This window comes from Sphingomonas sp. P2_B6 (assembly GCF_056404755.1).
Genome location: NZ_JBFUDK010000012.1, coordinates 85,878 through 100,167 on the forward strand (window position 1 = coordinate 85,878; position 14,290 = coordinate 100,167).

At 65.4% G+C, this 14,290-nt stretch carries 12 protein-coding genes and 2 tRNA genes; 6 read left to right on the top strand and 8 right to left on the bottom strand.

The features are described 5' to 3' along the window. Positions 1–47: 47 nt before the first annotated feature. A complete protein-coding gene (locus tag AC1DX5_RS16885) occupies positions 48–3,248 on the top strand; it encodes a TonB-dependent receptor domain-containing protein (RefSeq protein WP_478016466.1) in 3,201 nt (1,066 codons plus the stop codon). Positions 3,249–3,571: 323 nt separating this feature from the next. Here the strand turns inward: AC1DX5_RS16885 and AC1DX5_RS16890 are convergent, their stop codons facing one another. From AC1DX5_RS16890 to aroA, 8 genes are all read right to left on the bottom strand, one after another. Beyond that, complete coding sequence (locus tag AC1DX5_RS16890; RefSeq protein ID WP_465176221.1) at positions 3,572–4,882, bottom strand: M28 family peptidase; 1,311 nt, start codon at positions 4,880–4,882, stop codon at positions 3,572–3,574. 15 nt (positions 4,883–4,897) lie between these two features. Then, positions 4,898–5,908 carry a FecR family protein gene (locus tag AC1DX5_RS16895; protein ID WP_478016467.1) on the bottom strand — a complete coding sequence of 337 codons (1,011 nt, stop codon included), beginning with the start codon at positions 5,906–5,908 and terminating at the stop codon, positions 4,898–4,900. Continuing rightward, positions 5,905–6,417, bottom strand: coding sequence for an RNA polymerase sigma factor (locus tag AC1DX5_RS16900; protein ID WP_465172641.1), 513 nt, complete (start codon positions 6,415–6,417; stop codon positions 5,905–5,907). The genes AC1DX5_RS16895 and AC1DX5_RS16900 overlap by 4 nt, the downstream gene beginning before the upstream one ends. A 334-nt stretch (positions 6,418–6,751) precedes the next feature. After that, positions 6,752–6,838: transfer RNA gene (locus AC1DX5_RS16905), tRNA-Leu, on the bottom strand. A 51-nt stretch (positions 6,839–6,889) separates the two neighbouring features. Continuing rightward, the gene (gene ihfB, locus AC1DX5_RS16910; RefSeq protein ID WP_478016468.1) at positions 6,890–7,168 is read right to left on the bottom strand and encodes an integration host factor subunit beta; all 279 of its coding nucleotides are present in this window, start codon (positions 7,166–7,168) and stop codon (positions 6,890–6,892) included. 226 nt (positions 7,169–7,394) lie between these two features. After that, positions 7,395–9,128, bottom strand: a complete 1,734-nt coding sequence (gene rpsA / locus AC1DX5_RS16915) for a 30S ribosomal protein S1 (RefSeq protein ID WP_465172643.1) — start codon at positions 9,126–9,128, stop codon at positions 7,395–7,397. A gap of 211 nt (positions 9,129–9,339) precedes the next feature. After that, the gene (cmk, locus tag AC1DX5_RS16920) at positions 9,340–9,978 is read right to left on the bottom strand and encodes a (d)CMP kinase (RefSeq protein ID WP_465172644.1); all 639 of its coding nucleotides are present in this window, start codon (positions 9,976–9,978) and stop codon (positions 9,340–9,342) included. Next, positions 9,975–11,321, bottom strand: a complete 1,347-nt coding sequence (aroA, locus tag AC1DX5_RS16925; protein WP_478016469.1) for a 3-phosphoshikimate 1-carboxyvinyltransferase — start codon at positions 11,319–11,321, stop codon at positions 9,975–9,977. Before aroA ends, cmk begins: the two co-directional genes overlap by 4 nt. A 100-nt stretch (positions 11,322–11,421) precedes the next feature. On the opposite strand from aroA, the gene AC1DX5_RS16930 reads away from it, so the two are divergent. The 5 genes from AC1DX5_RS16930 to AC1DX5_RS16950 all read left to right on the top strand — a co-directional run bounded on the left by AC1DX5_RS16930 (position 11,422) and on the right by AC1DX5_RS16950 (position 14,289). Then, positions 11,422–11,739 carry an FYDLN acid domain-containing protein gene (locus AC1DX5_RS16930; protein WP_465172646.1) on the top strand — a complete coding sequence of 106 codons (318 nt, stop codon included), beginning with the start codon at positions 11,422–11,424 and terminating at the stop codon, positions 11,737–11,739. Between the two features lie 151 nt (positions 11,740–11,890). After that, a tRNA-Ala gene (locus AC1DX5_RS16935) sits at positions 11,891–11,966 on the top strand. Positions 11,967–12,609: 643 nt separating this feature from the next. Continuing rightward, positions 12,610–13,161, top strand: coding sequence for an RrF2 family transcriptional regulator (locus AC1DX5_RS16940; RefSeq protein ID WP_478016470.1), 552 nt, complete (start codon positions 12,610–12,612; stop codon positions 13,159–13,161). After that, positions 13,158–13,805: a response regulator transcription factor gene (locus AC1DX5_RS16945; protein WP_465176226.1), complete on the top strand. Its 648-nt coding sequence runs from the start codon at positions 13,158–13,160 to the stop codon at positions 13,803–13,805. The genes AC1DX5_RS16940 and AC1DX5_RS16945 overlap by 4 nt, the downstream gene beginning before the upstream one ends. Positions 13,806–13,914: 109 nt before the next feature. Then, a complete protein-coding gene (locus AC1DX5_RS16950; protein WP_465176227.1) occupies positions 13,915–14,289 on the top strand; it encodes a response regulator transcription factor in 375 nt (124 codons plus the stop codon). The last annotated feature ends 1 nt before the right edge of the window (position 14,290 follow it).

Sequence of the window (14,290 nt, forward strand, 5' to 3'; positions counted from 1 at the left end):
TGCGTCTCACAGGACGGAACCGCGATCAACGCGGCGGGAGGGTCATCATGCGTAATAGGGGGTTTATTTCCATCTATGGCTGCAGCTCGGCGGTGGCGACGGCGCTATTGCTTGCCACCGCGCCTGCCGCGGCTGCCCAGCAGTCACGGACTTTCGACATTGCCGCCGGTGATCTGGCAAGCGCGCTGAACGCTTTCGCCCGGCAGGCGAACCAGGAGATCATCTTCTCCAGCGCCCTGGTCGCCGGCAAGCGGACCAGAGGCGTTCGCGGCAGTGTCGAGCCCCGTGCGGCCCTGCAGGCCCTGCTTGACGGGACTGGTCTGCGCGCTGAGGGCGGCAGTGTCCTCACCCTGCGCAAGGTCATGGCGCCTGAGCCAGTCGCGGTGCGGCGGCAGCCGATCAACTATGAGGATGCTCCTTCAGCGCGGGCGGTCCGCGTTCAGGATCGCGCGACCAGCCTGACTCCCGGCGGGGTGGGAGAACCGGAGGAAAGCGAAGCCCCGGCGAGCGAGGTCATCGTCACCGGTTCGCGCATCGTGCGCAACGGCAACGACGCGCCGACGCCCACCACCGTGCTGAGCTCTGAAGACATCGCCGAGCGCAACCCGACCAACATCGCCGACTATGTCACGCAGTTGCCGTCGATGGGAACGGGCAACACGCCGCGCACAACGACCCTGTTCGCCAACGCGACCGGCGGTGCAAACCAGCTCAGCGCGCGCGATCTCGGCGTCACCCGTACGCTCGTGCTGCTTGACGGGCGCCGCGTCGTCGGCTCCGGCATGTCGCCTGCGGTGGACGTCAATCTGCTGCCGCAGAACCTGGTGCAGCGGGTCGATGTGGTGACGGGCGGCGCGTCGGCGGCCTATGGCTCGGACGCGGTGGCCGGCGTCGTCAACTTCATCCTCGACACCAAATTCACTGGCCTGAAGGGCAGCTTCAACGCGAGCCAGACCGACTATTCCGACGGGAGGATCATTACCGGCGATCTTGCCTGGGGCGCGAAATTCGCGGGCGGCCGCGGTCATGTCCTGCTCAGCGGCTCCTATTACAAGGGCGACAGGATCGATTTCTACGAGCATCAGCGCAAATGGTTTCAGCCCGGCCTGCGCCTGCTGAACAATCCGGACTGGACGGCGACCAACGGTCAGCCCGGCCAGATCGTGCGCACCGATGCCGGCTATAACAGCACGCCGGGCGGGGTGATCGCTGCCGGTCCGCTGAAGGGCATGTCCTTCGGCCCGGGCGGCACGGTCGGCACCTTCGTTTACGGGCCGATCCAGCAGGGCCAGGTACAGGCCGGCGGGACGGTGGAATCCATGCCCATTCGCGGCGCGCTGATGCCCGACGACAAGCATTGGAGCGTCTATGGCCGGCTCAGCTACGAGCTCACCGACTCGATCAACGCGATCGTCGAGGCGAGCTATGCCGGGAACGACACGATCAACTGGTCGGCGGTCTACAACCGCCAGGGTAGCACCAACCTCGTCATTACCCGCGACAATCCGTTCATCCCGGTATCGGTGCAGCAGGCGATGGACACCGCCAAGATCACCTCGTTCCAGATGAGCCGGCTCTTCTACGACATGATCAACACGCCCGGCACGCATATCGGCGAGGCGGGCTACAATCGCCGTCAGGACCGGGTTCTGCTCGCGCTGGAGGGCAGCTTCCTCGATAGCGGCAGGTGGCGCGCCTATTACCAGCGCGGTCACAGCAATGTGTGGTATACCCGCGACAACAACATCATCCTCAGCCGCTTCAACCAGGCCATCGATGCGACCACCAACCCCGCGGTCGGCGGTGTGCCGGGCATCGCGGTCGGCGCGCCGATCTGCCGCTCGACCCTGGCCAGTCCGACCAATGGCTGCGTGCCGATGAACGTGTTCGGCGAGGGATCGCTCGGCGCCGCGTCGATCGCCTGGGTCACCGGTGCCGCGCAAGGATACCGGACGCGCCAGGACCTGGATTTCTACCAGGACGTCTGGTCGATCGACGCCCAGTATAATCCCTTTTCCACCTGGGCGGGGCCGGTCTCGATCGCCGCCGGCTTCGAATATCGCAAGGAATCCTTTTCCGCGACGGCCGACGATCTTTCCGTCGCGTCGCAGTGGAACGTCGGCAACTTCAAGCCCGGCAGCAACGGGTATAATGTGAAGGAGTTCTTCGGCGAGGTACTGGTGCCGCTGCTGAAGGACTCGGTCGTCGCGAAGAATCTGGAATTGAACGGCGCGGTGCGGCGGACCGACTATTCGACCAGCGGCGCGGTGACGACCTGGAAGGCGGGCCTGACCTGGGAGCTGGTCGACGGCCTGAGGCTGCGCGGCACGCGATCGCGCGACATCCGCGCGCCGAACCTCAACGATCTGTTCGCGCCGGCGAGCCAGTTCGTGAACGCCTATCTCGATCGCAGCCAGCCCGGCAGCCCGCAGGTGCCGAACATCACGCTGAGCGGCGGCAATCCCAACCTGAAGCCTGAAATCGCCGACACCTGGACGGCGGGCGGAGTCTATACGCCGCGCTGGCTGCCCGGCTTCAGCGTCTCGGTCGACTGGTACAAAATCGATATCCAGGACGCGATTACCGCAGTCGGGGCGCAGCAGATCATCGACATGTGCTACGGCTTCAACCGGCCGCAGAATGCGGCGGCCTGCCAGTCCATCGTCAAGGCGGCGGGCGCCACCAACCTGGTCAACGCCACCATCTTCACCAGCGGCATCAACGCGCAGAATGTGGCGGTAGAAGGCATCGACTATGAGGCGAGCTATCGGACCAATCTCAGCGATATCTCGGAAAGCCTGCCCGGCGCGCTCAATCTCCGGCTGCTGGTGTCGCAGCGGCTGAAGGACGAAACCAATCTGCCCGGCGATTCGGCGCCTCCGACGCTCGGCACGTTCGCCAGCCTGCGGTGGCGTGGCCTCATGACGGCAACCTATGCCGTGGGCCCGAGCCGCACGACGCTGACCACGCGGTACCTTGGGGCCGGCAAGATCACCAACCAGCCCGAGACCAGCCGCACGGGAATCCCGGCGGCGTTCAATCATGTCGATCCGGTCTGGTATTTCGAGCTTGCCCAGAATTACGACATCAGCATCGGTGGCAAGAAGGTGACGATATTCGGCGCCGTCGAAAACCTGTTCGATCGTCAACCCGAGCCGATCCCGAGCAGCGGCACCTCGTTCGGCACCTCGGCGCCCTATGACCTGATCGGGCGGAGCTATCGTCTGGGGTTCCGCTTCAAATTCTAGACGGATCTCTCGCCCAGTTCCGCATCGCCATCCCGGTCAGCGCCGGGATGGCGATCATTAGAGTAGCTTGCGTTACATCAGAGCCGCCAGCACCCGTTCGTCCTGAGTAGCCATCGAGTAGCCGCGTAGCGGCGTATCGAGAGGGCGTATCGAAGGACAGGTTCCGCGCGACAACCTGTCCTTTGATACGGGCTCTCGATACGCCTTCGGCACCTCGATCCCTACTCAGGACGAACGGATCAGATTAACGCTCGCCGCTCTAATGAACCGGGCTCCCCCGATAGAATTACTCTCCGCGGTGCTCGTGCCGCGGAGGCATGGCTTCAGCGCCTTGCGGGCCTTGGCGCCCGGCCGCCGAAGGTGACGAGGCTTTCTGACCCGTCCGCCGACAGGGCGGATACGCCGATGAACACATCGTCGACGATCACGTCCTTCAGGACCAGTTCGCCCGCCGGGGCGGGGACGTCGCGATGGGCGGTCCAGTCCTGCTTGTCGTTGCGGCGCCAGTGGATCCGGTATCCGCTCGCATCGGGCACCGGCGTCCAGGTCACCGTCGTGTTCATGCCCAGCGCACCGTTCAGGCTTACCTGCGCCGGGGCTGCCGGCGCGGACGCGAGGCGCGTGATCGTGGCCGCGTTGATCGCCGTCACCCTGGCGAGATAGGGGAAGTCCATCTTGTCGACCGTGTCGCCATAGACCACGCCGTTCTCGGTGCGCAGGTCCTGATGCTGCTGGTTGTAGTTTTCGATGCCGACCGAGAAGCGCACGGCCGGATAGCCGAGTTTCAGGAACGGCTCATGGTCGCCGCCACGGCCGAAGCGATCATTGCGCCGGTCGACGAACACGTCGAACCCGCCGGGGATGCCATCCGCGACATGGTCGATCGCCTTGGCCAGCGCGCGGCTGGGGCCGTCATCCTCGCCGCCATCGACCCGGCGGGCCATCTGCGCGGTCTGGTCTTCCGAGGAACGGATGCCTTCGGAAAAGACCCGCACCCGGTCGGCAACGCGCTGGCCGTTCTGGCCGAGCGTGTTGCCGACGATATCGTTGTTGAGCACGGCGGCGACCTTCCAGCCGCGTTCCCTGGCGGTATCCGCCAGCAACTGTCCGCCGAACAGGCCCTGCTCCTCGCCCGACAGCGCGGCATAGATGATCGTCGCCTTGAACTTCTTCCCCGACAGCAAACGGGCGGATTCGAGCACCAGGGCAACGCCCGACGCATCGTCGTTCGCGCCGGGGGCATCGCTGGTGATGTCCATCACATTGGTGACGCGGCTGTCGATATGACCCTGCACGATCACCACCCGATTGGGATCGCTGCCAGGCTGCACCGCGAGCACGTCGACGATATTCACGCCATTGGGCGCTCGGTCGCCCGTGAAGATGCGCTCGACCGTCGACACCTCGATGCAGCCCCCGCAGCGCGCGCTGGTCCGTTTCATCTCCTCCGCGAACCAGCGCCGCGCGGCGCCGATGCCGCGCTTCGGATCGTCGGGCGAGGAGAGCGTATGCCGCGTACCGAAGCTCACCAGCTTCTCGACATCGGCCTTGAGCCGGGCCGGGTCCGGTTTGTCCTGGGCAATGGCCGTGGCGGGCAGCAGGGCAGCGGCGAGGGCGAGAGATGAAAAGCGCATATGTCCCCTTATCGATCAGTCGGCGGTGGTTTCAGGGCGTCCGGAAACGACCAGTCGGTCATTTCCTTCGCGGATCTTGACGGGCAGGGTCACCTGCAGCGCCTCCAGAAAACCGGCCTGATTGTTCGTGCGGAACATGCCGTTGATGCGCAAATCCGCCACGGCCGGATCGACCACGATCTTCTCGGGCCAATATTGGTTCATTTCCTCGACCGCGCTGGCGAGAGGTTCATCCTCGAAAAAGACCTGCCCGTCGGCCCAGCTCAGCGCCTTGTCCGCGTCGACGGCCCGGACCTGCGGTGACGCAACGCCGGCGCGTGCCACGAACTGCTGTCGCGGCTTCAGGACCTCTTCGGCCGGGCCGTGGGCGAACTGGACGGGGCGGACTGCGACTTTCCCTTCGACGAGCGTCACGCGCAGTTCCTGCGAGGAGAGGCGAACATCGAATATGGTGCCGAGTGCCGTGATGGTCCGATCCCCCGCCTTGACGACAAACGGGCGATGCTTGTCCTTGGCGACCTGGAACAGCGCGCGTCCGGCGAACAAGGTGATATCGCGACGCCCGGCGCCAAGCAGCGCCGACAGCCGGGTGGCGCCATCCAGCGTCACCACCGAGCCATCGGCGAGAGTCACCTTGGTGCGCTCGCCGGGCGAGGTCGTATAGAATGTGCTACCCTGCAGTCGGGCCACGACCTCCGCGCCATAGTCGGTCCGGGCGCCGAGCGTGATCATCACGACCATGACAATGGCAGCCGCCATGGCGACGGCGGAAGCGAGGCGGCGCCGTTGGTTCTCATGAACGCCATTACGGGCTTCATCGCGCAACGCGCTCAGTTCCGGCAGGGCGGCATTCTCCCGTAAGCTCGACAATGCCGCCTGCAGCCGGTCATGCGTCGCCTGGTGCAGATCGTCCTCGTGCAGCCAGGACTGGAATGCCCGCCGATCACGAAATGTCGACTTGGCACCGCGCAGGCGCGCGTCCCAGACCGCGGCGGTCTCTTCCATCTGGTCGAAGCGCTTGTTCATCGGACTTTCCGCAGACGGTAGAGGAGGTGGCTATTGGCCTTCGCCATATGCTTTTCGACGGTACTGACGGACAGGCCCATGCGACGCGCGATCTGGACCTGCGCCACCCCGTCGAAATGATAGAGACTGAACGTCATTCGCACCGTTTCAGGCAGCTCATAGAGCGCCGCGATCATGATCTGGAGTGCTTCCCGGCTTTGCAGGATGCGCTCGGGGGAAAAACCGGCCTCGTCCTCGACATCGAACCCCTCCGGGGCCTGAGTCATGATGCTTCGGACGCTCGCGCGGCGGGCCTTGTCGCGAAGCACGTTGGCGGCGACCTGGAAGATATAGCCCTGGATGTTGGCGATGGTGTCGACATCCTGGCCCGCCAGGCGGCTGAAGACGTCCTGCACCAGGTCGTCCGCATCCTCGCGGCGGTCTACACGGCGCTGGAAGAAGCGCAGCAACGGCGTGCGATATTGCGTGGCCACTTCATCGAGCCATTGGTGCCTGGCGGCATCTGGCATGCACGATCCTCCCGATCCGTTAGACGCGGCAGGCTCCCCATCCCGTAAAGAAAGTTCAGGCGGTGGCGGTCGGCTGTGCTCGCCGCGGTTATTGCCCCCTTGGGCAGAATAGGGATGACGGCATCCTCGGCAAGGATATTGAGGCCGCGGGCCGGGAAAACCGGATTCGAGCCGGCACCCTAAGTTGCGGTGGACGTGAGGCCGTGGTGCAGGCGGCCGCCCTTGATTGCAGGCCCGTTATTTACCGAACACGATACAGCGTCCAGCGGGTGGTCGCCCCGACTGCGCAAGCGACGCCGACGGATCGGGGACGTGGACAGGAATTCCCATGAAATGGTGCGGACGGCGGGACTCGAACCCGCATACTCTTTCGAGCGAGGGATTTTAAGTCCCGTGCGTCTACCAGTTTCGCCACGTCCGCGCCGCCTGCGACGAAGCGCAAGCCGGGCCGGGCGTCAAGCCGCGTTGGCCCTCAGACGTTCAATCGAAGGCGCATTTCCTTGCCCGGCTTGAAATAGGGAACGCGTTTGGCGTCGACTTCGACCACTTCCCCGGTGCGCGGGTTGCGGCCGGTCCGGGCATCGCGTGCCCGGGTGGAGAAAGCGCCGAAACCGCGCAGTTCGACGCGGCCGCCCGTCGCCAGCCGCTTCGAGATCTCGTCGAAGAAGGTCGTGACGATCGCCTCGACATCGCGAAGGGCGAGATCGGGGTTATCCGCGGCGAGCATTTCGACAAGTTCGGAACGGATCATGGCGTCGTCGACTCCTCAAGACCAAAGCACGGCGGCCGTCGGCCGCTCGATCTTTTCCCCAATGACGATCATTTTTCCAGCCTTTTTGGTGCCTTGAAAAACGACCGTCCCGGACCTTTATCTATATCAAGTGCTGGCCGCCGAATAGGATCGAATCGACGCAAATTTGTAAAAAATCGCCATTTCGGGGCAGACGGGGGTAACCCGCCCGCCCCGAAAGAGGGTTTTACTTCTTGGCTTCGCTGCTGCGCGCCTTGAGCGCCTCGCCGAGAATGTCGCCCAGCGACGCGCCCGAATCGGACGAGCCATACTGCGCAACTGCCTGCTTCTCCTCGGAGATCTGCATCGCCTTGATCGAGAAGGTCGGCTTCTTGGAACGATCGAAACCGGTCACCATCGCGTCGAACTTCTGGCCGACCTGGAAACGCTCCGGACGCTGCTCGTCGCGGTCGCGGCCGAGATCGGTGCGCTTGATGAAGCCCGTCGCGCCATCGTCGCCGACCTGAACCTCGAGGCCCGCGTCGCGGACTTCGAGAACGGTGACCGTGACGATCGCGTTCTTGTTGAGGCCGCCCGAACCGCCGCCGCTCGATGCGGTTGCGGCGCCGCCGGCTGCCGGAGCGCCACGCTCGAGCTGCTTCATGCCGAGCGAGATGCGCTCCTTTTCGGCATCGATGTCGAGCACGATGGCCTGAACCATTTCGCCCTTGCGGTGCAGGTTGAGCGCGTCCTCGCCCGAAACGCCCCAGGCGATGTCGGACATGTGGACCATGCCGTCGACATCGTTGTCGAGGCCGATGAACAGGCCGAACTCGGTGGCGTTCTTGACTTCACCCTCGACGGTCGAGCCGACGGGATGCGCTTCGGCGAAGGCCTCCCACGGGTTCGACTGGGCCTGCTTGAGGCCAAGGCTGATGCGGCGCTTGTCGGGATCGACCTCGAGCACGACGACATCGACTTCCTGCGAGGTCGAGACGATCTTGCCCGGATGGACGTTCTTCTTGGTCCAGCTCATTTCGGAGACGTGGACGAGACCCTCGATGCCCGGCTCCAGCTCGACGAACGCACCATATTCGGTGATGTTGGTCACGCGGCCCGACAGCTTGGCGCCGATCGGATACTTGGCGGCTGCACCTTCCCACGGATCGCTCTCGAGCTGCTTCATGCCGAGCGAGATGCGCTGCGTGTCCTTGTTGATGCGGATGATCTGAACGCGGACGGTGTCGCCGATGTTCAGCACTTCGCTCGGATGGCCGACGCGCTTGTAGCTCAGGTCGGTGACGTGCAGCAGGCCGTCGATGCCGCCGAGGTCAACGAACGCACCATAATCGGTGATGTTCTTGACGACGCCGTCGATCACCTGGCCCTCGGCCAGCGACAGGATCAGGCCCGAACGCTGCTCGGCGCGGGTCTCTTCCAGGATGGCGCGGCGCGAGACGACGATGTTGCCGCGCTTGCGGTCCATCTTCAGGATCTGGAACGGCTGCGGGATGTCCATCAGCGGGGTCACGTCGCGGACCGGGCGGATATCGACCTGCGAGCCCGGCAGGAATGCCACGGCGCCGTTCAGGTCGACGGTGAAGCCACCCTTCACGCGGCCGAAGATGACGCCCTCGACGCGGGCGGTCTTGGCGAATTCGGTTTCCAGCTTGTCCCAGGCGGCTTCGCGGCGGGCGCGATCGCGCGACAGCATCGCTTCGCCATGCACATTCTCGACTCGGTCGACATAGACTTCGACTTCGTCGCCGACCTTCAGATCGGCCTTCTGGCCGGGCATGGCGAATTCGCGGAGCGGCACGCGGCCTTCCGACTTGAGGCCGACGTCGATGACCGCGAGATCATTCTCGATCGCGGTGACGGTGCCCTTGACGACCCGGCCTTCAAAGCCGTCTGCGTCGCCGAGCGTGGCTTCGAGAAGTGCCGCGAAATCATCGCGCGTGGGGGATGCCGAAGTGGCCATAAATCTTTGATTCCTAAGTACTATGTTTCCGGCCAGCCGGTTGTCTCCGGCGGTCTTGGCCTAAATGTCGCGGCGGCCGGTTGCCGGTCGCGACGCCCAGCGTCCATCGCCCTTGTGAAGATCACCGACAAAGCGAAAAGGGCGCGTAAGCAGGATCGGCAGATACCATCCGACAAGGATGAGCGCCGTTTCCGCTTCGCGCCTCGCCCGGCTAGGGTGTTGCCACCTGCGCCGCTGTCCGAGCCTCCACGAGCGCAATCGCCCGCTGGATGGCGGCGTCTATAGAGAGAAAGCTGGTGTCCAGCAAGGCGGCATCGTCGGCCGGTGTCATGGGCGCGATGCCCCGTGTCGAATCGCGCAGGTCGCGGGCACGGATGTCGGCCAGCACGCGGTCCAGGCTGACCTGCGACCCACGCTCGCGCAGCTCGGCATGGCGGCGCTTGGCGCGGATCATCGGCGTCGCGCGGATGAACAGCTTGGCGTCGGCGTCGGGCGCGATGACCGTACCGATGTCGCGCCCGTCGAGCACTGCCCCGCCCGGCTGATGCGCGAAGCGGCGCTGGCGGTGGAACAGCGCCGCCCGCACCAGCGGGTGCGCGGAGACCACCGAGGCGTTCTTGCCGATCTCGTCGCTGCGCAGCTCGGGGTCATCGAGCAGGTGATCGTCGAAATCGGTGGCGGCGACGGCATCGGCCTCGATCGTCGGGTCAAGCTCGAGCCGCTGCACATTCGCCGCGACCGCGCGGTAGAGCAGCCCGGTGTCGAGATGGGGCAGGCCATAGCGTTTCGCGAGCGCGCGGGCGATGGTGCCCTTGCCCGATGCGGCGGGCCCGTCGACGGCGATGATCATGACCCTGCAACCACTTCTTTGCCCTTCAACCCCTCCAGCGTTTCGAGGAACATAGGGTAGGATGTTGCGATGGGCGAGACGTCGTCGATGGTCAGCGCGGATTTCGCGGCGAGGCCGGCCACCGCCATGCTCATCGCGATGCGATGGTCGAGCTGCGAGGCAATGGTCGCGCCGCCGGCGATCGGCCCGCCGCCATTGCCCTGGATCGCGGCACCGTCCTCATACTCCTCGACCAGCACGCCGCACGCGCCCAGCGCATCGGCCATCGCGGTGATCCGGTCCGATTCCTTGACGCGCAGTTCATGCGCGCCGCGGGCGACGGTCCGCCCCTCGGCAAAGGCCGCGGCGACGAACAGCACGGGATATTCGTCGATCATGCTCGGCGCGAGATAGGCCGGCACCTCGATCGCGCGCAGTGGCGCATGGCGTACGCGCAGATCGGCGACCGGCTCGCCGCCGACGAGTCGCGGATTTTCCTCGACGATGTCGGCGCCCATCATGCGCAATGCCTCGAACAGGCCGGCGCGCGTCGGGTTCAGCCCGACATTCATGACGAGCACGTCCGACCCCGGCACGATCGAGGCCGCGACGACAAGGAAGGCGGCCGACGAGGGATCGCCGGGCACCACGATCGATTGCGGCTTCAGCTCGGCCTCGCCGACGAGCGAGATGATCCTGCCTTGCTTCGTTTCCTCGACGCTCAGCTCCGCACCGAAGCCGCGCAGCATGCGCTCGCTATGGTCGCGCGTCGCGACCGGCTCGATCACGCGGGTGATGCCCGGGGTGTTGAGGCCGGCGAGCAGGATCGCCGACTTCACCTGGGCGGAGGCGACCGGCAGCGTGTATTCGATCGGCACCGCCGGATTCAGCCCGCGCACCATCAGCGGCAGGCGCCCGCCCGGACTTGCGGTGAAGTCGGCGCCCATGCGCGACAGCGGCTCGATGACGCGGCCCATCGGCCGTTTCGACAGCGAGGCGTCGCCGATGAACGTCGCGGTGATGGCGTGCGAGGCGACAAGGCCCATCAGCAGTCGAGTCGATGTGCCCGAATTACCCATGTCGAACGCCGCTTCCGGCTGCAGCAGCCCGCCGACGCCGACGCCGTTGACGGTCCAGATGCCGTCCTCGCCACGCCGGATGTCGGCGCCCATCGCCCGCATCGCCGCGGCGGTGGCGAGCACGTCCTCGCCCTCCAGCAACCCTTCGATCCGGCTTTCGCCGACGGCGAGCGCCGACAGCATCAGCGAGCGATGGCTGATCGACTTGTCGCCGGGCACGACGGCGGTGCCGTGCAGCGGGCCGGAAGGGGCGATCTGGAGCGGGCGGGGCAGGGGGTGGGGCATTGGCGCGGGCTTTTGACAGTGCGCTTGCGCTATGGCAAGGCGCGCCCCACTTTGCGGGTCAACTCGCAAAACTCCCATTTCTTCGAAAGGTCGAATCGGCATGATCAAGCCGGAATGGGGCACGAAACGGTCGTGTCCGAAATGCGCAACGCGCTTCTACGATCTCGGCAAGGACGATCCCGTCACCTGCATCGAATGCGGGTCGACCTGGGTGCCCGAGCCGATTCTGAAATCCAAACAGCCTCTGCCGTTCGACGCGCCGAAGCCGGAACTCGTCAAGAAGGACGCCGATCTGGTCGGCGACGATGAGGATATCGACACCGGTGAAGACGAGGAGCCCTCGCCCGACGACGAGGTCGATCTCGGCGGCGACGACGATCTCGGCGTGGAAGCGCCGACGGACGACGACGAGCATTGATCCAATGAAAAGCGGCGCCCCGGCTTTGGCCGGGGTGTCGCTTCGAGGTTTGTCTTAAAAATCGACCGGCATGGTGATCACACCGCTTGCCAAGGTCGTCTCGCCTCGGTAGGGGCGACGCCTTCGCGGGAAATTCCAGACCCGCGACGATGGGGCCGTAGCTCAGCTGGGAGAGCGCTGCGATGGCATTGCAGAGGTCTGGGGTTCGATCCCCCACGGCTCCACCATTTCCCTATAAATTGATTTTGTTGGTATAATTGGACGGTGCGGGGATAGCTCCGCCTCCCGCCAGACGCGGCGCGTCAGCTCCGGCGCTGATCGCGGAAGCGGCCGGCCGCCGGTTCCGGGGCCTGATCGCGTCCCGAAGAGCCGGACAGGTTGGACGCTCGACTGCCATTTCGTTGGCCGCAGGGTGAAATCGGAAAAACCCCTGCGTTCGTCATCCCTGTCACGTCCGATTGACACGGCCCTCCAGGGTCGCCCCGGCTTACTGGTGCGGAGCCACCGCCGTTTGCACTGCCGGTTCGAGCGCGCGGCTGCATCTGGGCGCCCGCATGGTCATGCCTGGACCCAGGACGGTGCCGCGCCGGCCGATCGGCCGGGCTCGCCACCACGATCGACGATGATGTCCTGCCGGCCGACCTGATCGCGGGCCGGGGGTGGGCGCAAAACCTGGCCTCGGCTGAACCTTGGTCTGGGCAGCGCTCGACCAGCGGATGGGTCGCCTGCCTCGATGATTCCGATAGGTCCCGCGCCATGGTTTCCGGGGGAGCGACGATATCGCGGACCTCGCCAGCTCGGGTGAAGCGTGATGCGAGCAGTTCGCGTTTCGAATTGCCGACTCAAACGCAGAGTGATATTGTCCGCGTTATGGCCCATCTCACCGTCAGCGTCGAATATGGGGTTCACTGCCTGCTCTGGCTGGCGGATTCGGGCGATGCGCCGCTGAGCAGCCGGGATCTTGCCGACCTGCAGGGCATCTCGCACAGCTTCCTCGCCAAGATTTTTCCCAAGCTCGAAAAGGCCGGGATAGTCCGCGCTTCGGAGGGCGTCCGCGGTGGCTATCGGCTCGCGCGCGCGCCCGAGGATGTCAGCGTTCTCCAGATCGTCGACGCGATCGAAGGGCGGAAGCCGTTGTTCGACTGCCAGGAGATCCGGGGGCGCTGCGCCGTGTTCGGCGAAGCGGCGCCGGGCTGGGCGACGCACGGAGTCTGCGCGATCCACGCAGTGATGTTGCAGGCCGAGAAATCGATGCGCGACACGCTTGCCCGCACGTCGCTGCGCGATCTGGGGCGAACGGTCAGCGGCAAGGCCCCCGCCGACTTCCCGGCCAAGGTGGACGCGTGGGTCGGCAACCGGATCGCGGGCCGCACCCGCACGTCGCACGTCGCATCATCTTCGCATCAGGAGGTACCGTCATGACTGCGCTCTTCGCTGACAGCGAGCGTCCGCTGGTCGTCATCGTCGACGACGATGCCGCGGTTCGCGCCTCGCTCGAGGAACTCATGCTGTCGGTGGGGATCGACGCGACCGGATTCGGTTCGACGCGCGAACTGCTCGATGCGGACCTGCCCGAACGCCCGGGCTGCATGGTGCTCGACGTCCGCATGCCGGGATCGAGCGGTCTCGATCTCCAGCAGCATCTCGCCGCCAATGGCAACGCCAAGCCGATCATCTTCCTGACCGGGCATGGCGACATCCCGATGACGGTCCAGGCGATGAAGGCCGGCGCCGTGGACTTCCTGACCAAGCCGTTCCGGGACCAGTCGTTGCTCGATGCGGTGACGGCGGGCATCAAGCGCGATCTTGCCCAGCGGGCGGATTCCAGGGCGGTGCGGCAACAGGCGGACCGCTACGCCACGCTCACGGCACGCGAACGGCAGGTGTTGCGGCTGGTTGCGCAGGGGCGGCTCAACAAGCAGATCGCCTTCGAGCTCGGCATCAGCGAGGTAACGGTCAAGCTCCACCGCAGCAGCGTGATGAAGAAGATGCAGGCGGCATCGATCGGCGAGCTCGTCCGCGCCTGGGACATGCTCCCTGCTGCGCTGCGCGACCGGGCGACCTAGACCATGGTATGGTTACAATCTTCCCGGAATTCAGCGACATCGACGGGGGGCCAGAAGGGCCTTGTCAGTGAGAGGCCTGCGCTTGTCGAACCCGCCTGTGATTGCCATCGTGGATGACGACGAGGCCGTGCGCGAGGCGCTTTGCGATCTCCTTCAGGTTGAAAGCCTTCCATGCCGCGGCTTCGACAGCGCGGCAGCGTTTCTGAAGGACTATGCGCCGGACAGGTTCAATTGCCTCGTCACCGATATCAGGATGCCCGGTATCGACGGGTTCGAGCTGCAACAGCAATTGCGCGCGCTCCGCTCGAACCTTCCGGTGATCGTCATTACGTCCGCGACGGATGAGGGATCCTATGCGCGCGCCATGGACGCCGGCGCGTTGGCCTGCCTGACCAAGCCTGTGGCCGACGAGGTCTTTCTCGGCCATGTGCGCCGGGCGCTCAGCGGAAGCGTGGTCACGGGCGGGGAGCACCCGAAACGCTGAC

Excerpts from the sequence above, each read along its gene's own strand:
- cmk (WP_465172644.1), bottom strand. The coding sequence starts at position 9,978 with ATGATCATCGCCGTCGACGGGCCCGCCGCATCGGGCAAGGGCACCATC.
- AC1DX5_RS16930 (WP_465172646.1), top strand. The coding sequence starts at position 11,422 with ATGATCAAGCCGGAATGGGGCACGAAACGGTCGTGTCCGAAATGCGCA.
- AC1DX5_RS16885 (WP_478016466.1), top strand. The coding sequence starts at position 48 with ATGCGTAATAGGGGGTTTATTTCCATCTATGGCTGCAGCTCGGCGGTG.
- AC1DX5_RS16895 (WP_478016467.1), bottom strand. The coding sequence starts at position 5,908 with ATGAACAAGCGCTTCGACCAGATGGAAGAGACCGCCGCGGTCTGGGAC.
- AC1DX5_RS16900 (WP_465172641.1), bottom strand. The coding sequence starts at position 6,417 with ATGCCAGATGCCGCCAGGCACCAATGGCTCGATGAAGTGGCCACGCAA.
- aroA (WP_478016469.1), bottom strand. The coding sequence starts at position 11,321 with ATGCCCCACCCCCTGCCCCGCCCGCTCCAGATCGCCCCTTCCGGCCCG.
- AC1DX5_RS16945 (WP_465176226.1), top strand. The coding sequence starts at position 13,158 with ATGACTGCGCTCTTCGCTGACAGCGAGCGTCCGCTGGTCGTCATCGTC.
- ihfB (WP_478016468.1), bottom strand. The coding sequence starts at position 7,168 with ATGATCCGTTCCGAACTTGTCGAAATGCTCGCCGCGGATAACCCCGAT.
- AC1DX5_RS16890 (WP_465176221.1), bottom strand. The coding sequence starts at position 4,882 with ATGCGCTTTTCATCTCTCGCCCTCGCCGCTGCCCTGCTGCCCGCCACG.
- AC1DX5_RS16940 (WP_478016470.1), top strand. The coding sequence starts at position 12,610 with ATGGCCCATCTCACCGTCAGCGTCGAATATGGGGTTCACTGCCTGCTC.
- rpsA (WP_465172643.1), bottom strand. The coding sequence starts at position 9,128 with ATGGCCACTTCGGCATCCCCCACGCGCGATGATTTCGCGGCACTTCTC.